Here is a 21,823-nt window from a genome sequence, read left to right as displayed (position 1 = left end):
GAAGGTGTTATGAAGATTGGCGGCCATCGTAACCGGCAAGAAAGGGCTGCCATGGGCCGCCACACAGGTGGAGCCGACGACGCGAGCGAACGGGGGAACGGCACGTCCGACGATTCTCACGACGAGGACTTCGGGCTCGCCGACCGCGCCGCGCAGTGGGCCGCCGCGCCGGATCCGACCAGCAGGAGTTCCTTCTGGGACTCCGATGACGAGCGGGCCGAGCAGCCCGGCTGGCCGGAGCTGCCGGACCAGGCGGGCGTGACGGGCCAGTGGGCGCCGATGCCCCAGCGGGACCCCGGTGCGGCCGTCCGCCCGCCGGAGAAGTCCCCGTTCGAGACCACAGGTGCCTTCCAGCCGCCGCCCTCGCGGGCCCGCGCCGGCTCCGGGCCGGCCGTGGAGCAGCCGTTCGAGACGACCGGCGCCTTCGCGCGCCCTCCGCACTGGGACGAGCCCGGGCAGGGCGGCGAGATCGGCGACAGCACCCAGACCTTCGGCATGCCGCAGGACTTCGGCGGCGACGGCCCCGCGGGGCCGAACGCCTTCGGGGCCTCCGGTCCACGTCCCGCGGGCGGAGACGGGCCCTCGGGCCCGCACGCGTTCGGCGGTGAGAGCCCCTCGGGGCCGCCGGTGTCCGGCGGTGACGGACCTTCCGGCACGCGCGTCTTCAGCGGGAGGGGCGCCCCCATCCGCCGCGCGTTCGAGGACGGCAGGCCCTCCTCGACCCCGGGCTTCGTGAGCGACGACCCGTACGGCGGCGATCGGCCGTCCGGTCCCCAGGGCTTCGGCGACGACGGGCCCTCGGGGCCCCACGCCTTCGGCTCGGCCGAGACCCACGTGTTCGGCGAGCGGCCGCAGGCGTTCGGACCCGCCGAGCCCCAGGCGTTCGGTGACGGGCCGCAGGGGCGCGGCGGCGACGCCACGCAGATGTTCGGCCTCGACGGCGCCGCCGCCGAGCAGACCCGGGCCCAGTCCCCGGAGGCGCCGCCGGAGCCGGGCGACATCAAGGTGTTCGGCACCCCGACCATGGTCGACGCCCAGGCCCCCGCGTGGGCGGAAGGCGCCGACAACGGCTTCCTGGGCTCCGGCTGGTCGGGCGGCGACGAGCCCGGCGGCGACCGGGACGGCGGGAGCGACGACGACCCCGCACCGCGCCGCCGCGGGCGCCGCAAGCCCCCGTCCGACGACGCCGACCCGTACGCCGACCCGCCGGCCAGGAACCGGGGCCGTCTCGCGCTGCTCTCGGTGGCCGCCGTCGCCGTCGTGCTCGGCGGCACCGTGGCGGGCGTGAAGCTGATGAGCGGATCGTCGCAGCCGTCCGGCTGCCCCGCCGACGGCTGCGCCGCCGTACAGGCGACGAACCAGCCCGGCCCGCAGGGCTCCCAGCCCGCCACGGAGGAGACCGAGGAGCCGACGGAGGAGGAGAGCGGGGAAGCGTCGCCGACGGACGAGCCCACGGCCGAGAAGACGCAGACCGCCGGCACGCCGGGCCCGCAGACCACGACGAACGTCCGCGCCCCGCGCCGCTCCGCCACGCCCGAGCCGAAGCCGAGCAAGACCAAGAAGGCGGCCAAGCCCACCCAGGAGCCGCTGCCGACTCCCACCGAGGAGACCGCGCTGGAGACCCCGTCCGAGGAGCCCAGCACGATCACGGTCACCCAGCCCGCCGACAACGCGACGGGCAACCCCGTGCCCACCGCGACCGAGACGACGGGTCCCAGCGGGGGCGGTTCGGTGAGCGTCGGCTTCGACGTGGTCCGCCAGCGGCTCACCGGCTACACGGCCCACCTCGACGTGGTCAACTCCTCGCCGCAGGCGATCAAGTCGCTCACCGTGTCGGTGCCGGTGAAGGGGCGGGTGCTGAACCTGACGGGCGCCGAGTACACGCAGGACGGCGATCTGCTGATCATCGACCTGCCGGACACGCTGGCGGAGGGCGACTCGACCGAGATCACCTTCACGGCGACCGGCCGCGCCGCCGAGCCGGAGAACTGCGGTCTCGTGGGCGGCGACTGCGCCGTCGGCTAGCGCCTCGGGGGCGGGCGCCGATCACGGCGCCCGCCCGCGCCAGGGTTGAACGCCCCGCCCGCACGATGGTTGAAGGCGCCCGCCCGCACGACGGGGGAAGGCGCCCGCCCGCGCGCGATGGTTGGATGGGGGCATGACCGCTACGACCCCTCCGCGTGTGCTGACCGTCGCCGGATCCGACTCCGGCGGCGGGGCGGGCATCCAGGCCGACCTCAAGACCATGCTGGCCCTGGGCGTCCACGGCATGAGCGTGATCGCCGCCGTGACGGCGCAGAACTCCCTCGGCGTCCAGGGCTACTGGGAGCTGCCCGCCGAGGCCGTTCGCGCCCAGCTCGACTCCGTGCTCGGCGACATCGGCGCGCAGGCGGTCAAGACGGGCATGCTGGCCTCGCCCGAGCTGGTCGAGACCGTGGCCGAGAGGCTCGGCGCGTACGAGGCGCCGGTCGTGGTCGATCCGGTGGGCGTCTCCAAGCACGGCGACTCGCTGCTCGCGCCCGAGGCCGTCGACACGGTGCGCACGCGGCTGCTGCCGGTCGCCACCGTCGTCACCCCCAACCTGTGGGAGGTCGAGCAGCTCACCTCGGTCAAGGTCGAGGACGAGGACGACCTGCGGCGGGCCGCCGACGCGATCCTGGAGCTCGGGCCCGCCTGGGCGCTCGTCAAGGGCGGCCACCTGCCGGGCGAGCCGGTGGACCTGCTGACCGACGGCACGCGTGAGTACCGCTTCACCGCCGAGCGGCTCGACAACCGCCACACCCACGGCACCGGCTGCACGCTCGCCTCGGCGATCGCCTCCCACCTGGCGATGGGCGAGGACGTGCCGGGCGCGGTGGGCAAGGCCAAGGAGTACGTCACGGGCGCGATCCGGCGCGGCTTCCCGCTCGGCGACGGCATCGGCCCGGTCGACCACGCCTGGCAGTGGCGCTGACCGGCCTCACCGGCCCCCGGGCGCGCGGCATGACGGCTCGCCCGGGCATGACGCATGATGCGTCCGGGCATGACGAAGGCCCGCCGCTCGGCCGGGAGCGGCGGGCCTGTCGAAAGGCGCGAAGCTAGCGGGAGACCTTGCCCGCCTTGATGCACGAGGTGCACACGTTCATCTTCTTCGGCGTGCCGCCGACGACCGCGCGAACCGTCTGGATGTTGGGGTTCCAACGACGACGGGTGCGGCGGTGCGAGTGGGACACGTTGTTGCCGAAGATCGGGCCCTTGCGGCAGACATCGCAGACGGAAGCCACGGTATCGCTCCTTAAAACAGTCGATGTAGCCCTGTCCGCTGATGCTTGTCGGGCGGAGGGCATGCCGGGACAACCGGCCAGCCAGACGAGGATATCCGATCCGCGCCACCAGGTGCGAACTCGCGCCACTGGACGAGGACGGATGCGGCGATATCCTCCTTCTTTAACCGTAGCGCACTCGAGAGGGCGGAGCGTCGCGTATGGAGGTTCTCGACCCGCCCCGTGTACGCCGCTGGGCCCGTCTGGCCGCGGACGCGCTGGGCAGGTCGCGGGCGGAGATCGACGCGCTCAACGTCTTCCCCGTCGCCGACGGCGACACCGGCACGAACCTCCACCTGACCATGCTGGCCGCCGCCGAGGCCGTCGAGGCGCTCCCCGACGACGTGGACCGCGCGGTCGTCTGGCAGACGCTCTCGTACGGGGCGCTCGTCGGCGCGCGCGGCAACTCCGGCGTCATCGTCAGCCAGGCCCTGCGTGGCCTGGCCGAGGTGCTGAAAGACGGCTCCGACCTGCGCGCCGGCCTGGACAGGGCCGCCTCGCTGGCCCGGGACGCGGTCGCGCGGCCCGTGGACGGCACGGTGCTGAGCGTGCTCGCCGCCGCGGCGGGGGCCGTGCGGGACACGGACGGCGACCTGGCCGCCGTCGCGCGGCGGGCGGCGCGCGAGGCCCGTGCCGCGCTCCGCCGCACCCCCGAGCAGCTCGACGTGCTGGCCCGCAGCGGCGTCGTGGACGCGGGCGGCGCCGGGCTGGCGATCATCCTGGAGTCGCTGGCGACCGCGGTGACCGGCGACTCCGGCGAGCGTTACGAGGTCCCCGCGCCGACGTCGCGCGTCTCGCCGATGACCGAGGTGGGCGCGGGCTACGAGGTGATGTACCTGCTGGACGCCGACGACGCCGCCGTGGCCAAGCTGCGCGAGGAGCTCGACGCGATGGGCGACTCGCTCGTGGTCGTCGGCGGCGACGGCCTGTGGAACGTCCACGTCCACGTGGACGAGGCTGGTCCCGCGGTGGAGGCGGCGCTGCGGGTCGGGCGGCCGTACCGGATCAAGATCACTTATCTCGCCGGGCGGACCCACCGCGGCGACGCGGGCCGGGGCGTGGTGGCCGTCGCCGCGGGCGACGGAATCGCGGCGCTGTTCGAGGAGTGCGGCGCGGTGGTGGTACGGCGGGAGCCGGGCACCCGCCCGTCGCTGCCCGCGATGCTGGCCGCGATCAGGCAGGCGGGCGGCGAGGTCGCCGTGCTGCCGAACGACGAGGGCGCCGAGGCGGTCGCCACCGCCGCCGCGGAGATCGCCAGGGAGGACGGCGTCGTGGTCAGCGTGCTGCCGACCCGGGCGACCGTGCAGGGGCTGGCGGCGCTGGCCGTCCACGACCCGCTGCGCCGCTTCGACGACGACGTGGTGGCCATGACCGGGGCGGCCGGGCACACCCGCCACGGACACCTGGTGGTCGCCCGCAGCGAGGGCGTCACGAGCGTGGGCGTGTGCCGGCCGGGCGACGTGCTGGGGCTGATCGACGGCGACGTGGCCGTGATCGGCCGCGAGCTGGGAGAGGTGGCCGTCGCGGTCGTGGACCGGATGGTGGCGGGCGGCGGCGAGATGGTCACGCTCGTGACCGGCGCGGACGCGCCGGGGAAGCTGGCGGAGGAGGTGGGCGGGCGGCTGCGCGCCACCCGGCCCGACGTGGATCTCGTCGTGTACGCGGGGGAGCAGGGCGGCTACCCGCTCCTCATCGGCGTGGAGTGACCCGTACCCGCTCCTCGTCGGCGTGGAGCGCCCCCTACCCGCTTCTCATCGGCGTGGAACGACCCGGCGGCGGCCTTCGCCGGCCCGGCCGCGATCCCCGTGCCACGCGACCCGACGGCGCCTCCCGGGGCCGTGGCATGGGTTCCTGTCGGTCTCAGGCGGTAGAACATAGTGCCGTGAGCCGATTCGACGAGCCCCTGGCCAAGGCGCTCGACCCGAAGACCGCCAAGCTGCTGCACAGCGTGCTGGGCCTGGAGACGGTCGGCGACCTGCTGCGCCACTATCCCCGCCGCTACGCCGAGCGCGGCGAGCTGACCGCGCTCGACGCGCTGGAGGTCGACGAGCACGTCACCGTGGTCGGCGAGGTGAGCCGGCTCATGCGCAAGCCCATGCGCAACCGCGGCGGCACCTGGCTGGAGGTCGAGGTCGTCGACGCCGCCCGTAACAAGATCTACCTGTCGTTCTTCGGCAAGGGCTCCCACGTCGCCGAGTCCCGGCTCAAGCCGGGCAAGCGCGGCATGTTCGCCGGCAAGGTCGGCCTGTTCGGCTCGCGGACCCACCCGCGCTGGCAGCTCACGCACCCCGAGTTCGAGCTGTTCGAGGAGAACGAGGCCGGCGCCGAGGAGTTCTCCGCCGCGCCCGTGCCGATCTACCCCGCGGGCAAGGACCTGACCCCGTGGGTGATCAGGCGCGCCATCGGGGTCGTGCTCGACACGCTCGGCCCGCTGGCCGACCCGCTGCCCGCCGGCCTGCGCGCCCGCCACGGCCTGCGCGACCTGGACGAGGCGCTGGAGGCGATCCACCGGCCGAAGGACTTCGGCGACGTGCAGCGGGCCCGCGACCGGCTCAAGTTCGACGAGGCGTTCGTGCTCCAGGCCGTGCTGCTCCAGCGCAGGCAGGCGGCGACCGCCTGGCCCGCCAAGGCGCGCCCGCGCCGCGACGACGGCATCCTGCGCGAGTTCGACGCGCGGCTGCCGTTCACGCTCACGGAGGGGCAGGCCGCGGTCGGCGAGGAGGTCGCGGCCGACCTGGCCCGCGAGCACCCCATGCACCGGCTGCTGCAGGGCGAGGTCGGCGCGGGCAAGACCGTGGTCGCCCTGCGCGCCATGCTCCAGGTGGTCGACGCGGGCGGCCAGGCCGTCCTGCTCGCGCCCACCGAGGTGCTCGCCCAGCAGCACCACCGCTCGATCACCGCGATGCTGGGCGACCTCGCGCAGGGCGGCATGTTCGGCGGCACGGCGGTCACGCTGCTCACCGGCTCCATGGGGGCCGCCGCCCGCCGCGCGGCGCTGCTCGACGCGGCCTCGGGCACGGCCGGCGTCGTCGTGGGCACCCACGCCCTGCTCCAGGAGCACGTCCAGTTCGCCGACCTCGGGCTGGTGGTGGTCGACGAGCAGCACCGCTTCGGCGTGGAGCAGCGCGACGCGCTGCGCGAGAAGGCGGGCGGCGGGCGGCCGCACGTGCTCGTCATGACCGCCACCCCGATCCCGCGCACGGTCGCCATGACGGTCTTCGGCGACCTGGAGGTCTCCACGCTGTCGCAGCTCCCGTCCGGGCGCGCCCCCATCACCACCCACGTGGTGCCCGCCGCCGACAAGCCCCACTACCTGGAACGCACGTGGGAGCGGGTGCGTGAGGAGGTCGCCCTGGGCCGGCAGGCGTACATCGTCTGCCCGCGCATCGGCGACCTCGAGGGCGACGAGGGCGACCTGGAGGGCGGGGCCGGACAGGCCGGCGAGGGGGCGTCGGGGGAGGAGCGGCGGCCGCCGCTGGCCGTCCTCGACGTCGCGCAGCTCCTCTCCGAGGGGCCGTTCCACGACCTGCGGCTCGGCGTCCTGCACGGCAAGCTGCCGCCGGAGGAGAAGGACGCGGTCATGCGGGCGTTCAGCCGGGGAGAGCTGGACGTGCTGGTGGCGACGACGGTGATCGAGGTCGGCGTCGACGTGCCCAACTCCTCCGTCATGATCATCATGGACGCCGACCGGTTCGGGGTCTCGCAGCTCCACCAGCTCCGCGGCCGGGTCGGCCGGGGCGGGCTGCCGGGGCTGTGCCTGCTGGTGTCCGACTTCCCGGAGGGCACGCCCGCGCGGGCGCGGCTCGACGCGGTGGCCGCCACCCTCGACGGGTTCGAGCTGTCGAGGGTCGACCTGGAGCAGCGGCGGGAGGGCGACGTGCTCGGCGCCGCGCAGTCGGGGCGGCGCTCGTCGCTCAAGCTGCTCCAGCTCCTGCGTGACGAGGACGTGATCGAGGCCGCCCGCGAGGAGGCGGCGGGGCTGCTGGCCGACGACCCGGAGCTGAAAGAGCACGAGGCCCTGCGTGCCGAGATCGACCGGCTGCTGGCCGACGAGCGCGCCGAGTACCTGGAGAAGACGTAGCCGCGTCCCTCTGCGACGAGACGCGCCCGGCCCGTCCCCCCGCGCCGTGCGACATCCGGGGTGCGGGCCCGAGCGCGGCCCCCCGCGCTGGGGGCCTGGCGTGGGACGCCCGGATGCGGAGGCGGGTGAAGGGCCCCGACTGGGCTGGAGCGCCAGGGAAGCCGCAGGAGCTCTGGGGCGCGCGCTCGAAGGCCGGAAGGCGATGGAGCCGAGAGGCCGACCAAGGCCGGAAGTCCGGGAGCGGCCGGACAGCAGAAGGCCGAGAAGGGCCGGCAACGGGCAGGCCCGGGGTGGCGGAAGGCCGGGGGCCGGACAGCGGAAGGCCGAAGGTGGCAGGCAAAGGGAAGGCGCGGGTGGCGGAAGGCCGGGTGGCTGGAAAACGGAAGGCCGGGGGTGGCCGGGAAAAGGTGTTGGGCCCAGCCGCGGGGACGGCCTCCCCCCGAATGCCGTCCCCGGCTGGGCCCACCCCTCGGGTCAGGTGCCGAGGGAACCGGCGTGCGGAAGGGCTCACGACCACGCCGGTCGGCCTTCTACTGGGTCACCTCGAAGGCCGCAGCACCCATCATGCGTGGCCGGTGGGGGCATGTGAATCACCCTTGCGTTCTCGAGGCCGACACTTGTCCACTCTTGACCTGCGCCGACGTGCGCGAGAATGGCTCACATGACTCGGATCATCGCGGGGAGCGCGGGCGGGCGACGTCTGGCGGTCCCGCCGGGGCGCGGCACGAGACCGACCAGCGACAGAGCTCGCGAAGGCATCCTCTTGACGCTCGACTCCCTGCACGGCGTGCGGGGCGCCCGGGTGATGGACCTGTACGCCGGGTCGGGGGCCGTCGGGCTGGAGGCGCTGTCGCGAGGAGCCGAACGCGCGGTGCTCGTCGAGTCCGACCCCAAGGCCGTCCGGGTGATCAGGGCGAACGTGCGGGAGCTCGGCCTCACCGGCGCGCACGTCGTGGCGGACAAGGTCGAGCGGTTCCTGAGCCGGCCGGCAGAGGACGCCCCGGGGCAGGGTGGCCAAACTCACACCGGGGGGCCGGAGCCGTACGACATCGTATTCGCCGACCCGCCGTACGCGGTGTCCGACGAGGAGGTCGCGCGCGTCCTGGAGCTGCTGCGCGATCACGGATGGCTGGCCGGGGACGCGTTGGTGGCGTTCGAGAGGGAGACCCGGGGAAAGGCCCTGGTATGGCCGGATGGTTACGTTGAGGAGAGGGTTCGCCGTTATGGCGAAGCGTCCGTTTGGTACGGTCGCGCCGCCGGTAATCCGTAGACCTGCCCCATGACCAGGGAGGCGTCTTGCGCCGCGTTGTCTGCCCGGGGTCCTTCGACCCCATCACCAACGGCCACCTCGACATCATCGCCCGGTCCGCCCGGCTGTACGACGAGGTGACCGTGGCCGTGCTCATCAACCTGGAGAAGAGCAGCCTCTTCACGGTCGACGAGCGGATCGAGATCCTGCAGGCCGTGACCAAGGACTTCCCGAACGTCAAGGTGCGGAAGTTCCACGGGCTCCTCGTCGACTTCTGCAAGCAGAACGACATCCCCGCCATCGTCAAGGGCATCCGCGTGGTCAGCGACTTCGACTACGAGCTGCAGATGGCCCAGCTCAACTACCGGCTGTCCGGCGTCGAGACGCTGTTCATGCCGACCAACCCCGAGTACTCGTTCCTGTCGTCGAGCCGGGTCAAGGAGATCGCGCGGTACGGTGGGGACGTGTCCGGGCTGGTCCCCGACATGGTCCACAAGCTGCTCGTCGAGCGGCTCAGGGGCTGACCGCCACCTGGTATCCTTTCATTTCGGCCTTGTACGACGGCGACAGTTCCGCCATGCCTAGCGAGAGCAGGATGACTCAGCACCTCGACCCCCGCTCGCCTTGGGTGATCTCCACCCACGACCTGGGAAAGCGGCCGGGCACGATGCGGCAGATGAGCCTCACTCTCCCGGCTCCGGCAGATCTCGGCGTCGACATGATCGGTGTCCGCAAGGACGCCGAAGTCGAGCTGGAACTCCGGTTCGAAGCAGTGATGGAAGGCGTGCTCGTGTCGGGCACGGCGCAGGCCCCGCTGACCGGGGAGTGCGCTCGGTGTCTCGACCCGTTGTCCTCGGACATCGAGGTCGATCTGCAGGAGCTGTTCTTCTACTCCGACGAGGACGCCTCCGAGGACGACTCGCTGCTCGACGGGGAGCTGCTCGACCTCGAGCCGACGTTCCGCGACGCGGTGGTGCTCGCACTGCCGTTGAGCCCGGTCTGCCGTGACGACTGCCCGGGGCTCTGCACCGAGTGCGGGATCAAGCTGGCCGAGGCCGGAGCGGATCACCGGCACGAGAAGATCGACGCTCGCTGGGCGTCGTTGCAAGGTCTGGTTTCCGAGAACGATAACGATCAGGAGAAGTGACGTGGCCGTCCCGAAGCGAAAGATGTCGCGGAGCAACACCCGCGCCCGTCGCTCCCAGTGGAAGACGACTGCTGTCGCCCTGGTGAGCTGCCCGCAGTGCCGTTCGCCCAAGCAGCCGCACATCGCGTGCCCCACCTGCGGCACCTACAACCGTCGTCAGGTCATCGAGCCGTCCGCCTGATCTCGCAGTTGACGTGATGCCGACCGGGTGCCATTGTGCCCCGGTCGGCGTGAACGTCTCAGTCGCGTGCGGCGGCGGCTCGCCCGCGGTCGTGGTGGACGCCGGGGCTCTGTACCCCCGACGCCCACCACGTTTTCGGGCATCCTCCGCAGCCGTCGCGCCAGGTGAAGGTGTCCGAGGAGGAAACCCGTGGGCGCAGGTCCCAAGCCGGTGGCCGTGGAGGTCGCCAGAGCAGAGCTGGAGCGAGTGCTGTCGATCAGCCTCGATCCCGACATTCTCGAGCGGGCGCTGACGCACCGCTCCTACGCGTACGAGAACGGCGGCCTGCCCACCAACGAGCGCCTGGAGTTCCTCGGCGACTCGGTGCTGGGCCTGGTGGTCACCGACACCCTCTACCGCAACCACCCCGACCTGCCCGAGGGCCAGCTGGCCAAGCTGCGGGCCGCGGTGGTCAACATGCGCGCCCTGGCCGACGTCGCCCGCGGCCTCGGCCTCGGCCGGTTCCTGCGGCTCGGCAGGGGCGAGGAGGGCACCGGCGGGCGTGACAAGTCGTCGATCCTGGCCGACACCCTGGAGGCGCTGATCGGCGCCGTCTACGTCGACAAGGGCCTCGACGAGGCGTTCCGCGTGGTCCATCTGCTCTTCGACCCGCTGATCGTCCGCTCGGCCTCGCTCGGCGCCGGGCTGGACTGGAAGACCTCCCTGCAGGAGCTCACCGCCTCCGAGGCGCTCGGCGTGCCCGAGTACCACGTCGAGGAGAGCGGGCCCGACCACGCCAAGTCGTTCACCGCCGAGGTGCGCGTGGGCGGCGAGTCCTACGGCTCGGGCAACGGGCGCAGCAAGAAGGAGGCCGAGCAGCAGGCGGCCGAGGCGGCCTGGACCCGCATCCGGGCCCGCCGCGAGCAGCGCGAGAGCCAGCCGGCGGGCTAGGGTGCCTGAGCTGCCGGAGGTCGAGGTCGTCCGGCGCGGCCTCGCGCAGTGGGTCGCCGGGCGCGAGATCGCCGCGGCCGAGGTGCTGCACCCGCGGGCGGTGCGCCGGCACGTGCCGGGCGCCGAGGAGTTCGCCGCGCGGCTGAAGGGCCGGGTGCTGCTGTCCGCCGAGCGGCGCGGCAAGTACCTGTGGATGCCCCTGTCGGGCGCCGAGGAGGCGCTCATGGCCCATCTGGGCATGAGCGGGCAGCTCCTCGTCGTGGATCCGGACTCCCCGCTGGAGAAGCACCTGCGCCTCCGGCTCGCCTTCACCGACGGCGGTCCCGAGCTGCGCTTCGTCGACCAGCGCACGTTCGGCCACGTCATGCTGACGCCGATGGAGGGCGGCGTGCCCGCGCCGATCTCGCACATCGCCCCCGACCCGTTCGAGGAGGCGTTCGACGACGACCGGTTCGCCGCCGCCCTGCGCCGCAAGCGCACCGAGGTCAAGCGGGCCCTGCTCGACCAGAGCCTGATCAGCGGCGTCGGCAACATCTACGCCGACGAGGCGCTGTGGCTGGCCCGGCTGCACTGGGCGCACCCCACGCAGTCGCTCACCCGGCCGAAGATCGCCGAGTTGCTCGCCGGGGTCCGCGAGGTCATGGCGGCCGCGCTGCGCCAGGGCGGCACGTCGTTCGACAGCCTGTACGTCAACGTCAACGGCGAGAGCGGCTACTTCGAGCGCTCCCTGGAGGTGTACGGCCGCCGCGACCTGCCCTGCTCGCGCTGCGGCAGCGCCATCATCCGCGACGCGTTCATGAACCGTTCGTCGTTCTCCTGCCCGCGATGCCAGCGACGGCCGCGGCAGCCAGCGACAGCCCCGCGCCGAGCCACATGACGGCGGGGGCCGACGCCCCGTCCACCACCCGCCCGCCGGCGAACGCGCCGAGCGAGATGGCCGCGTTGAAGACCGCGGTCAGCATGGCCATGCCCGCCTCACCGCCGCCGGCCCGGACGATCCACATCTGCAGGGTCACCGACACGCCCCCGTAAGCCACGCCCCAGAGCACGAGCAGGGCCGTCGCCGTGCCGATCGAGCCGGGCGCGGCGGCGAGGACCGCGGTCGCGACCCCGATGAGCAGGGCGAGCGTCACGAGCACGCCCCGGGGGCGCCGGGCCGCCCGCGCGCCGGCCGCGAAGTTGCCCGCTACACCGGCGACGCCGTACCCGAGCAGGACGGCGCTCACGGCCGTGGCGCCCGCGCCCGCCGCCTGCTCCAGGAACGGCCGGACGTAGGTGTAGGCCGCGAAGTGGCCGGTCACCACGAGGGCGGTCACGACGAGCACCACCCTGAGCGGACCCGTGCGCCACACCCGCCACAGGTCCGACACGCGCGCGGCCCGCTCGGCGGGCAGAGCCGGCAGCAGCCGGGCCAGCGCGACGCACAGGAGCACGGCGAGCAGCGCGACGGCCGCGAACGCCGCCCGCCAGCCCGCGACCGAGGAGACGAGCGTCCCGGCGGGCACGCCCAGCACGGACGCCACCGCGATGCCCGACGCGATCGTCGCCGCGGCCCTGCCGACCAGCGGTTCCGGCACCAGCCGCACCGCCAGGCCCACCGCGAACGCCCAGAACCCGCCGATGCTCACCCCCGTCAGCACCCGCGCCGCCAGCATGATCGGGTAGACCGGCGCCAGCGCCGCCAGCAGGTTGGCGGCGGCGAGCAGCGCCATCAGTCCGCACAGCACCAGGCGGCGGTCCAGGCGCCGCGCGGCCAGCGTGATCAGCGGCGCGGCGACGGCGGCGACGAGGCCGGGGGCGGTCATCATCAGGCCGGCCGTGCCGTCAGAGACGCCCAGGTCGGCGCCGATCGGGGTCAGCAGGCCGACGGGCAGCATCTCGCTGGTGACAATGGTGAAGGTGCCCGCCGCGACGGCGGCCACGGCGAGGGGGCGCGCCGTCTTCACGGGGGCGGGATGGGAGACAGTGGTGGTCATGACCCAAGCCTTCGACCCTGGCGCCGGGGGAACAATGACGGGACGCTCAGGCAAGGTTTAGCTGGACTAAGGGGTGAGGATGGAGTTCAGGGAACTGGAGTGCTTCGTGGTGCTCAGTGAGGAGCTTCACTTCGCGCGGGCCGCCGACCGGCTGTACCTGTCGCCGGGCCGGGTCAGCCAGCTCGTACGGGCGCTGGAGACGCGGATCGGCGCCCGGCTGTTCGACCGGACCAGCAGACGGGTGCGGCTGACGCCGCTCGGCGAGCGTTTCCTCGCGGACCTGCGACCGGCGTACGACGGGCTGCGCGACGCGGTGGACCGGGCCAGGGCGGCGGCCCGCCAGGTGACGGGCGTGCTGCGCGTCGGCTTCCTCGGCACGCCGACCGACCTCGTCACCGCGTCCGTACGGGCCTTCGAGGCGCTGTACCCCTCGTGCGAGGTGCGGCTGGTGGAGGTGCCGCTGTCCGACCCGTTCGGGCGGCTGCGCGCGGGGCTGGTGGACGTGACGTTCACGCTGCTGCCGGTGGACGAGCCGGACCTGGAGACGGGGGCCGGCCTGAACCGGGTGCCGGTCAGCCTGGGCCTGCCCGCCGGCCACCCGCTCGCGGACCGGCGCGCCGTGGACGCGGAGGAGCTGGCCGGGCTGCCGCTGATCGAGCCGGGCGGCCCCGCGCCGCGGGCCTGGCGCGAGCTGGTCGCGCCCGAGCGCACCCCGGCGGGCCGGCCCATCCGGCGAGGAGGTACGGTCGCCACCAGCCAGGAGGGCATCACGCTGGTCGCGCTCGGCCGCGGCGGCATGCTGTTCTGCACGCCGACGGCGGCCTACCACGAGCGCCGGGACGTGGTGTTCGTGCCGGTGACGGGCCTGCCGGCGTCGGTGCTCGGGCTGGCGTGGCCGCGGGCGGGGGCGACGGCCGCGGTACGCGCCTTCGCCGAGGCGGCCGCGGGCGTGGCGGGTCCGGAGGCGTGCCGCCAGGTGGCGTGACGTGTGCCGCGCGTGCGCCGGGCGGCCGGTGAGGTGTCGGGGAGGGGTGGAGCGTGGAGGAGAGCGTACGGCTGACCGCCTGGGTCAGGGGACGCGTGCAGGGCGTCGGCTTCCGCTGGTGGACCAGGGCACGGGCGCTGGAGCTCGGCCTGGCCGGCTGGGCGCGCAACACGGACGACGGGCGTGTCGAGGTGGTCGCCGAGGGGCCGCGCGAGGCGTGCGTCAAGCTGCTGGAGTTGCTGCGGGGTTGCGACACGCCGGGAAGAGTCGATGGAGTAGTGGAGAGGTGGAGTGAAGTCCGAGGTGGTTTGGGGGGTTTCAGGGAGCGGTAGCCGCTTTCGCTAAACCGCCCAAATGGGGTATAGTTATATGCCGGGAGTGCCCCGCGAGGGGCGTGGCGGTCCGTTCGACTTGACCGCCCACACTGCCGGTGCGACTCTTGTTAAGTACCACGCGCACCCCTCCCGCGGAATATGAAGTGCGCGAACCAGTCTGGTCACTCAGCGTGGAGGACCCTTTACCATGGCGAAGGCTCTACTCGGCCACGTCGGTGGTCCTGACCCTCGAATGGTCTCGGAGATGCGGCGTCTGCAGCAGCGGATCCGTGACCTGGAGGCAGAACTCATCCGACTTCAGGCTCAGAATGACGCTCTTGCGGCGCAAACCCGCGATGAGGCGCTCAGCCGCATGCAGGAGCGCGAGCCGGCACTCACCTGAGAGTGATCGGAACGCAAGATTGAGGGACGTCTCGGCGAGGCGTCCCTTGTTATTTGCCCTCATTCGGAATGTCTTGACACCCTCTTTCCGGCTTCCCGCGATGACGCCACCGTGGTGGCCAGCGACGGGGCGCGCGGACCAGTAGGCTTTCCCGAAGTCCGTTCAGGGAGAAGGGGGCCGGCACTTGCATTTGAAGACCCTCACCCTGCGCGGCTTCAAGTCCTTCGCCTCCGCCACCGCCCTGCGCTTCGAGCCGGGCATCACCTGCGTGGTCGGTCCCAACGGCTCGGGCAAGTCCAACGTCGTCGACGCCCTGGCCTGGGTCATGGGCGAGCACAGCGCCAAGTCGCTGCGCGGCGGCAAGATGGAGGACGTCATCTTCGCCGGCACCTCGTCCCGGCCCCCGCTGGGCCGCGCCGAGGTCACGCTCACCATCGACAACACCGACGGCGCGCTGCCGATCGACTACACCGAGGTGACGATCAGCCGGCTGATGTTCCGGTCCGGGCAGAGCGAGTACGCCATCAACGGCGACACCTGCCGGCTGCTCGACATCCAGGAGCTGCTGTCCGACTCGGGCATCGGCCGCGAGATGCACGTCATCGTCGGTCAGGGCCAGCTCGACGCCGTGCTGCACGCGGGCCCCGAGGACCGCCGGGCGTTCATCGAGGAGGCCGCGGGCGTCCTGAAGCACCGCAAGCGCAAGGAGAAGGCGCTGCGCAAGCTCGACGCGATGCAGGCCAACCTGACCCGCGTCCAGGACCTCGCCACCGAGCTGCGCCGCCAGCTCAAGCCGCTGGGCCGCCAGGCCGAGATCGCCCGCAAGGCCGCGGTGATCCAGGCCGACCTGCGCGACGCGCGGCTGCGGCTGCTGGCCGACGACATGGGCATCCTGCGCGCCACCCTGGAACGCGAGGCGGCCGACGAGGCCGCCGTCCTCGCCCGGCGCGCCCAGGTCGAGACCGAGCTGGCCGAGGGTCAGCAGCGCGAGGCCGCCCTGGAGACCGCCGAGGCCGAGGCCCAGCCGCGGCTGAGCGCCGCCCAGCAGACCTGGTTCCGGCTGTCGTCGCTGCGCGAACGCCTGACCGGCCTGGAGCAGCTCGCCGCCGAGCGCCACCGGCACGCCCTCGACGCCGCCTCCATCGAGCGCCGCGGCCGCGACCCCGAGGACCTCGAACGCGAGGCCGGCGACATGCGTGAGCGCGAGCTGGTGCTGCGCGCCGAGCTGGAGGCCGCGCAGGAGCTCCTCGACGGCGCGGCCGAGCGGCGCGCCGAGACCGAGACCGAGCTGGCCGCGGAGGAGCGGCGGCTCGCGATGGCCGCCCGCGCCGCCGCCGACCGCCGCGAGGGCCTGGCCCGGCTGCGCGGCCAGGTCGACTCCGTGCGCAGCAGGTCGCGCGCGGCCGAGGAGGAGATCGGCCGCCTGACCAAGGCGGTCGCCGACGCGACCGAGCGCGAGCGGCGCGCCCTCGACGACCTGGAGGAGCGGCGCAGCGAGGAGCCCGCCGCCGACCCGGCGCTGGCCGAGGAGCTGTCCACCGCGCAGGCGGTGGTCGAGGAGGCGCGCGCCGCGGCGGAGGAGGCCAGGGCCGGCGTCGAGCAGGCGCGGGCGGCGCTCGGCGGTCCGCGTGAAACGCTCCAGGCCGCCAAGGCGCGGGTCGGCACGGCCCGCGCCGCCGACCAGGAGGCCCAGCGGGCCGTGGCCGCGCTGCGCGCCCGCGCCGAGGCGCTGGAGCTGGGGCTTTCCCGGGGCGCCGACGGCGGCGCGGCGCTGATGGAGACGGGCCTGTCCGGGGTGCTGGGGCCGCTGGCGGCCTCGCTCCAGGTCACGCCGGGCGCCGAGGCGGCCGTCGCGGCCGTGCTCGGACCGGTGGCCGAGGCCGTCGCGGTCGAGTCGGTGGGCACGGCCGTGGAGGCGCTCGAACTGCTCCGCCTCAAGGAGGCCGGCCAGGCCACCCTCCTCGTGACAGGCTCCGCGAACGGCACGGCAGGGTCGCCCGAGGACATGGCGGGGGCTTCCGGTGGCGGCTCCATCGGGGTCGTCGGCGGCGTGGCGGAGCGTGGGGCGGCGCCCGAGGGCGGGGAGTGGGCGGCCGACCTGGTCGGCGTGCCCGCACCGCTGAAGGCGGCCGTCGCGCGCGTGCTCGACGGCGTCGTCGTCGTCAACGACCTGGCCGCCGCGCGCCGCCTCGCCGAGGCGCACCCCGAGCTTCGCGCCGTCACCAGGGGAGGCGATCTGGTCGCCGCGCACCTGGCCAGCGGCGGCTCCGAGGGCGGCACGTCCGTCCTGCAGGTGCGCGCGGCGCTCGACGACGCCCTCGCCGACCTGGAGGAGGCCGAGGCGCGCGCCGGGCGGACCGCCGCCGGCCTCGACGAGGCGCTGGCCGCCGAGCAGGAGGCGCAGGCGGCCGTGGAGGCGGCCCAGGCGGCCGTCACCGAGGCCCAGAGCGCCGCCGACACCGCCCAGGCCGCCGTGAGCGCCGCCCAGGGCACGCTGGACCAGGTCAGGGCCCGCCAGCGCGAGGCCGACCAGCGCGGCGCCGACGCCGCCCGCCGCCTCGCGCAGCTCGAAGCCGCCGCCAAGGCCGCCCACGACGAGGCCGAGCGGCTGGCGCGCAGCGTCACGGCCGCCGAGGAGGCCCGGGCCGAGGGCCTGGAGGAGCTGGCCGAGCTGGAGATGCGCTTCGCCGAGGCCGAGTACGCCCAGGAGCTGGAGACCGAGCCCACCACCGACGCCCGTGACGAGCTGGCCGCCGCCTGCCAGGCGGCCCGCCAGCGGGAGATGGAGGCGGGCCTGCAGGTCCGCACCGCCGAGGAGCGTGTCAAGGGCATCGAGGGCCGCGCCGACGGCCTGCTGAGGGCCGCGCAGCGGGAGCGCCAGGAACGCGCCCAGGCGGCCGCCCAGCGCGCCCGGCGGCGCCGTCAGGCGGCCGTGGCCGAGGCCGTCACCCGGGGCGCGAAGCAGGTGCTGACCGCCCTGAGCGCGTCCGTCGAGCTGGCCGCGCGCGAGCGCGACGACGCCGACCTCGCCCGCGTCGCCGTCGACGCCGAGCTCAAGCAGGTGCGCCTGCGGGTGCGCGAGCTCACGGGAGAGCTGGACAAGCTGGTCAACCGGGCCCACGGCAGCGAGGTGGCCCGCACCGAGCAGCGGCTGCGCCTGGAGCAGATGGAGCAGCGGGCCATGGACGAGTTCGGCGTCGAGACCGAGACGCTGATCGCCGAGTACGGGCCCGACGCTCCGGTGCCGGGCGAGCCGCCCGTGCCGTACGTGCGGGAGGAGCAGGAGAAGCGGGCCCGCGCGGCCGAGCGGCAGATGCAGCAGCTCGGCAAGGTCAACCCACTGGCGCTGGAGGAGTTCGCGGCGCTGGAGGAGCGGCACGCGTTCCTCAACTCCCAGCTCGAAGACCTCAAGAAGACGCGGCGCGACCTGCTGACCGTGGTCAAGGAGGTCGACGACCGGGTGCAGCAGATGTTCGCCTCCGCCTACGAGGACGTGGCGCGGGAGTTCGACCAGGTCTTCGGCCGGGTCTTCCCGGGCGGCGAGGGCCGGCTGGTGCTCACCGACCCCGAGGACATGCTGACCACCGGCATCGAGGTGGAGGCCAGGCCGCCGGGCAAGAAGGTCAAGCGGCTGTCGCTGCTGTCGGGCGGCGAGCGGTCGCTGACCGCGGTGGCGTTCCTGGTGTCGATCTTCAAGGCGCGGCCGTCGCCGTTCTACGTCATGGACGAGGTCGAGGCGGCGCTCGACGACACCAACACGCAGCGGCTGCTCACGCTGTTCGAGGAGCTGCGACAGAGCTCACAGCTCATCGTCATCACCCACAACAAGCGCACGATGGAGATCGCCGACGCCCTCTACGGCGTGTCGATGCGCGGTGACGGCGTGACCCAGGTGGTCAGCCAGCGCCTGCGCGAGCGCGAGCCCGCCTGAGGCGCGAGCCCCACCTGACGCGCCCGCCGCGCCGCCCTGGGCATGAGCACGACAGTCGATCTGGAAAACTGACATCTTGTGGATGGTTACCTCGGCGTCATAGTCATCGTGGTCGTCGTCGCCCTGCTGGCGGCGGGCGGCCTCTTCCTGCTCTTCAGGCCGGGCGGCAAGTCCGCGCCGCCGGTCGAGCCGCCCGAGACGGCGCCCCTCCCGCAGGAGGAGAAGGAGCGCCCGAAGACGGGGGCCGAGGAGGGCGAAGGAGCGACCACCACGCTCCCCCCGCCGGTCAAGCCGGCCGAGCCGATGGTCGTCAAGCCCGAGGTGGAGGTCCCGCTCCCGTCCGCGGGCCGGATGGTGCGGCTGCGGTCCCGGCTGGCCCGCTCGCAGAGCGCGCTCGGCCGCGGCCTGCTCGACCTGCTCTCCCGCGACCGCCTCGACGACGAGGTGTGGGACGAGGTCGAGGAGCTGCTGATCAAGGCCGACGTCGGCGTGGCGCCCACCCAGGCGATCGTCGAGGAGCTGCGCACCAAGGTCAAGGTGCTCGGCAGCCGCACCCCCGAAGAGGTGCGCGCGCTGCTGCGCGAGCAGCTCCTCATCCAGGTCAACCCCGACCTCGACCGCACCCTGCACGTCCAGCCGCACGGCGAGCGGGCCGCGGTGGTGCTGGTCGTCGGCGTCAACGGCACCGGCAAGACCACCACCACCGGCAAGCTCGCCCGCGTCCTCGTCGGCGACGGCAAGAAGGTCGTGCTCGGCGCGGCCGACACGTTCCGCGCGGCGGCGGCCGACCAGCTCCAGACCTGGGGCGAGCGCGTCGGCGCCGAGACCGTGCGCGGCCCGGAGGGCGGCGACCCGGCCTCGGTGGCCTTCGACGCCGTCTCCAAGGGCATCGAGGACAAGGCCGACGTGGTCATCGTCGACACGGCCGGCCGGCTGCACACCAAGACGGGCCTGATGGACGAGCTGGGCAAGGTCAAGCGGGTCATCGAGAAGAAGGCCACCGTCGACGAGGTGCTGCTCGTCCTCGACGCGACCACGGGCCAGAACGGCATGCGCCAGGCCCAGGTGTTCGGCGAGGTGGTCAACATCACCGGCATCGCGCTGACCAAGCTCGACGGCACGGCCAAGGGCGGCATCGTCATCTCGGTCCAGCGGGAGCTGGGGGTTCCGGTCAAGCTGGCCGGTCTCGGCGAGGGGGCCGACGACCTGGCGCCCTTCGATCCCGAGGTCTTCGTGGACGCGATTATCGGGGAATAACGGCCGCATTATTTTCGGATACGGCCATTCCTGTTATGGCTATTTCCGAAAATTGGACAGGAAATTTTACTTACCCGGAAAAGCCTTGATCGCCCACATCGGCATGTGTTCACATGAACCGGTCATCCGAGAGATCGCCCCGCGACGGTTCGCGCCGGTCTCGTCATGCTGGTACACGAGAGGCACCCCGATGAAGAAGGTCGTCGTCCACAAGCCTGGAACCGTGAAGCCCTCCGGTGCGGCCGCTCCGCGGCACGTGGGCTGATTCCCGCCCGGTCGGCGTCCCGTGAAGGGACGCCGGCCGCAGCGCGACCGGAGACGGATCACGGAAGAAGGTTCGGGTGGAATCCATCGTCCTGGACGCCGACCGCAGGCTCCACGGCCCCTACACGTTCGCGGCCGCGCTGCTGGACCGCCTCGTCCCCGAGGCGCTGCTGGACCGCCCCGTCCCGGGGGCGCTGCTGGACCGCCCCGTCCCGGGGGCACCGGGCCGCGGGCCCGACCTCGTCGCCGCGTACGACATCGAGATCGGAGTCGCGGCGCCGCAGCTGAGCATTCCCCGGCGCAGGCGCTCCCTGGCCGAGACGCTGCCGAGGGCGCAGCGCATCCTCATCCCCGGCGCCCGCCGCACCTTGAGGATCGCGAACGGTCTGGCCGAGTTCGTCCGCGACCATCTGACCCGCACCCGTCCCCTGACCGTCACCGTCGACAACCTCGACGAGGCCGATCCCACCGACGCCGAGCTGGTCGAGGTGCTGCGCAGGCGGGTGGACCCCGGCCTGCTGCGGATCGTCCCCGGCCGGTCCGCGCCGTCGGGCGGCCCGGTCGACGCCGACTTCGACCGCTTCCGCGACGAGGGCTTCCATCACGCCATGGCCGAGGCCGGCCTGGAGGCGCTGCGCGGCATGACGTACGAGGGCGACCCGGACGGCTGGCGGACCCTGGTGCAGCGCGTGGGCGGCTCGCTGGAGGCCGTCGAGCGGGAGGACGAGGCCCGTGCCCTGTACGACCGGGCCCGCCGCCTGACCGTCGACCCCAAGCACCGCGCCACGATCGCGTACGCCACGGCCATGCTGCTGGTGCGCCACCACGACCTCGCCCGGCGCGACCCGGAGGAGGCCCTGTCCTGGGCCAACGAGGCCGTCACGATCACCTCGCTGCTGCCGGACCCCCGCGAGCGGGCCTTCCACCTGGGCTTCGACCTCAACGGCAAGGCCCTGGTCGAGGTGCGCAGGGGCAACCTGGACAACGCCCTCGACCTGGTGCGCGAGGCCATCGACCTGGCCGAGGAGCACCTGGCCGGCACGCACCCGATCCACCGGCTCGTGCTGTACGCCAACCGCGCCCAGCTCCTGGCCGCCACCGGCCGCACGCAGGAGGCGCTGGCCGACTACGCGATCGCCATCGGCGCCGACCCGGGCTACCCCGACTACTACCTCGACCGCGGCACCCTGCTGCACAAGCTGGGCCGCCACGAGGACGCGCGGGCCGACTTCGAGGCCGCGATCCGCCTCAGCCCCCCGTTCCCCGAGGCGTACTACAACCGCGCGGAGATCCGGTACACGACCGGCGACCTCGACGGCGCGCTCGCCGACCTCGACCACACGCTCGACCTCGACCCGCGCTTCGCCCCGGCGTACGTGAACCGGGCCGGGCTGCTGGCCGCGGCGGGCGAGCACGCCGCGGCCCGGCGCGACGCGGAGCGCGGGCTCGCCCTCGACCCGCGCAGCCCGCACCTCAGGTGCGTGCTCGGCCAGGTGGAGGCGGCCGAGGGGCGGCGGGCGGAGGCCGTGGCCGCGTTCGACGCCGCCCTGGAGCTCGACCCGGACCTGGTGGCGGCCTGGGCGGGCCGGGCCGCCGCGGCCTACGAGGAGGGCGACCACGCCGCCGCCCTGTCCGACCTCACGCGGGCGCTGAAGCTGGAGGAGACGGCCGAGCTGCTGTTCAACCGGCATCTGGTGCACAACGCGGCGGGCCGGCCGGACGAGGCGCGCCAGGACCTCCTGCGGGCCGCGCGGCTGGCTCCAAGAGACCCCGACATCCGGCGGGCGCTCGCGGAGGCGTGAG

Annotated in this window: 18 protein-coding genes; 16 read left to right on the top strand and 2 right to left on the bottom strand. The window is 73.6% G+C overall.

The window, feature by feature from the left end; genetic code table 11:
- Positions 1-51 precede the first annotated feature (51 nt).
- On the top strand, positions 52-2,025 hold the full coding sequence (locus HTZ77_RS26150; protein ID WP_175592333.1) for a hypothetical protein: 1,974 nt from the start codon (positions 52-54) through the stop codon (positions 2,023-2,025).
- A 133-nt stretch (positions 2,026-2,158) separates the two neighbouring features.
- Entirely contained in the window at positions 2,159-2,953 is a 795-nt protein-coding gene (gene thiD, locus HTZ77_RS26145) for a bifunctional hydroxymethylpyrimidine kinase/phosphomethylpyrimidine kinase (protein WP_175592332.1), read from the top strand.
- Positions 2,954-3,077: 124 nt separating this feature from the next.
- Here the strand turns inward: thiD and rpmB are convergent, their stop codons facing one another.
- Positions 3,078-3,263 (bottom strand): 50S ribosomal protein L28, encoded by a 186-nt coding sequence (gene rpmB, locus HTZ77_RS26140; protein ID WP_175592331.1) that lies wholly within the window; start codon positions 3,261-3,263, stop codon positions 3,078-3,080.
- Between the two features lie 200 nt (positions 3,264-3,463).
- On the opposite strand from rpmB, the gene HTZ77_RS26135 reads away from it, so the two are divergent.
- The 8 genes from HTZ77_RS26135 to mutM all read left to right on the top strand — a co-directional run bounded on the left by HTZ77_RS26135 (position 3,464) and on the right by mutM (position 11,767).
- Positions 3,464-5,008, top strand: a complete 1,545-nt coding sequence (locus tag HTZ77_RS26135) for a DAK2 domain-containing protein (RefSeq protein WP_175592330.1) — start codon at positions 3,464-3,466, stop codon at positions 5,006-5,008.
- A 176-nt stretch (positions 5,009-5,184) separates the two neighbouring features.
- Entirely contained in the window at positions 5,185-7,383 is a 2,199-nt protein-coding gene (recG, locus tag HTZ77_RS26130) for an ATP-dependent DNA helicase RecG (RefSeq protein ID WP_175592329.1), read from the top strand.
- A 661-nt stretch (positions 7,384-8,044) separates the two neighbouring features.
- Entirely contained in the window at positions 8,045-8,653 is a 609-nt protein-coding gene (gene rsmD / locus HTZ77_RS26125; RefSeq protein WP_175592328.1) for a 16S rRNA (guanine(966)-N(2))-methyltransferase RsmD, read from the top strand.
- A 26-nt stretch (positions 8,654-8,679) separates the two neighbouring features.
- Positions 8,680-9,156 carry a pantetheine-phosphate adenylyltransferase gene (coaD, locus tag HTZ77_RS26120; RefSeq protein WP_175592327.1) on the top strand — a complete coding sequence of 159 codons (477 nt, stop codon included), beginning with the start codon at positions 8,680-8,682 and terminating at the stop codon, positions 9,154-9,156.
- Positions 9,157-9,227: 71 nt separating this feature from the next.
- Complete coding sequence (locus tag HTZ77_RS26115) at positions 9,228-9,779, top strand: YceD family protein (RefSeq protein WP_205303528.1); 552 nt, start codon at positions 9,228-9,230, stop codon at positions 9,777-9,779.
- A 1-nt stretch (position 9,780) separates the two neighbouring features.
- Complete coding sequence (gene rpmF / locus HTZ77_RS26110) at positions 9,781-9,960, top strand: 50S ribosomal protein L32 (protein WP_033409409.1); 180 nt, start codon at positions 9,781-9,783, stop codon at positions 9,958-9,960.
- Between the two features lie 210 nt (positions 9,961-10,170).
- Positions 10,171-10,890 (top strand): ribonuclease III, encoded by a 720-nt coding sequence (rnc, locus tag HTZ77_RS26105; protein ID WP_175592588.1) that lies wholly within the window; start codon positions 10,171-10,173, stop codon positions 10,888-10,890.
- Position 10,891: 1 nt separating this feature from the next.
- On the top strand, positions 10,892-11,767 hold the full coding sequence (mutM, locus tag HTZ77_RS26100; RefSeq protein ID WP_175592326.1) for a bifunctional DNA-formamidopyrimidine glycosylase/DNA-(apurinic or apyrimidinic site) lyase: 876 nt from the start codon (positions 10,892-10,894) through the stop codon (positions 11,765-11,767).
- Here mutM and HTZ77_RS26095 read toward each other — a convergent pair.
- The gene (locus HTZ77_RS26095; RefSeq protein ID WP_175592325.1) at positions 11,685-12,866 is read right to left on the bottom strand and encodes an MFS transporter; all 1,182 of its coding nucleotides are present in this window, start codon (positions 12,864-12,866) and stop codon (positions 11,685-11,687) included. The two genes, mutM and HTZ77_RS26095, sit on opposite strands and share 83 nt — an antisense overlap.
- 79 nt (positions 12,867-12,945) lie before the next feature.
- Here HTZ77_RS26095 and HTZ77_RS26090 point away from each other — a divergent pair, with 79 nt between their 5' ends.
- The 6 genes from HTZ77_RS26090 (at position 12,946) to HTZ77_RS26065 (ending at position 21,822) form a co-directional block, all read left to right on the top strand.
- Complete coding sequence (locus HTZ77_RS26090) at positions 12,946-13,851, top strand: LysR family transcriptional regulator (protein WP_175592324.1); 906 nt, start codon at positions 12,946-12,948, stop codon at positions 13,849-13,851.
- A gap of 53 nt (positions 13,852-13,904) precedes the next feature.
- Positions 13,905-14,183: an acylphosphatase gene (locus tag HTZ77_RS26085; protein WP_175592323.1), complete on the top strand. Its 279-nt coding sequence runs from the start codon at positions 13,905-13,907 to the stop codon at positions 14,181-14,183.
- Between the two features lie 190 nt (positions 14,184-14,373).
- Positions 14,374-14,568, top strand: coding sequence for a hypothetical protein (locus HTZ77_RS26080; protein ID WP_055505123.1), 195 nt, complete (start codon positions 14,374-14,376; stop codon positions 14,566-14,568).
- 184 nt (positions 14,569-14,752) lie between these two features.
- Positions 14,753-18,499, top strand: coding sequence for a chromosome segregation protein SMC (smc, locus tag HTZ77_RS26075; RefSeq protein ID WP_175592322.1), 3,747 nt, complete (start codon positions 14,753-14,755; stop codon positions 18,497-18,499).
- 78 nt (positions 18,500-18,577) lie between these two features.
- Positions 18,578-19,756, top strand: a complete 1,179-nt coding sequence (gene ftsY / locus HTZ77_RS26070; RefSeq protein ID WP_175592321.1) for a signal recognition particle-docking protein FtsY — start codon at positions 18,578-18,580, stop codon at positions 19,754-19,756.
- 341 nt (positions 19,757-20,097) lie between these two features.
- A complete protein-coding gene (locus tag HTZ77_RS26065; RefSeq protein WP_175592320.1) occupies positions 20,098-21,822 on the top strand; it encodes a tetratricopeptide repeat protein in 1,725 nt (574 codons plus the stop codon).
- The last annotated feature ends 1 nt before the right edge of the window (position 21,823 follow it).

The sequence above is a fragment of the Nonomuraea montanisoli genome (genome assembly GCF_013363975.1).
Classification (GTDB): domain Bacteria; phylum Actinomycetota; class Actinomycetes; order Streptosporangiales; family Streptosporangiaceae; genus Nonomuraea; species Nonomuraea montanisoli.
Note: the sequence above shows the minus strand (reverse complement) of the source record. Positions and strands in the feature narration are given on the sequence as shown.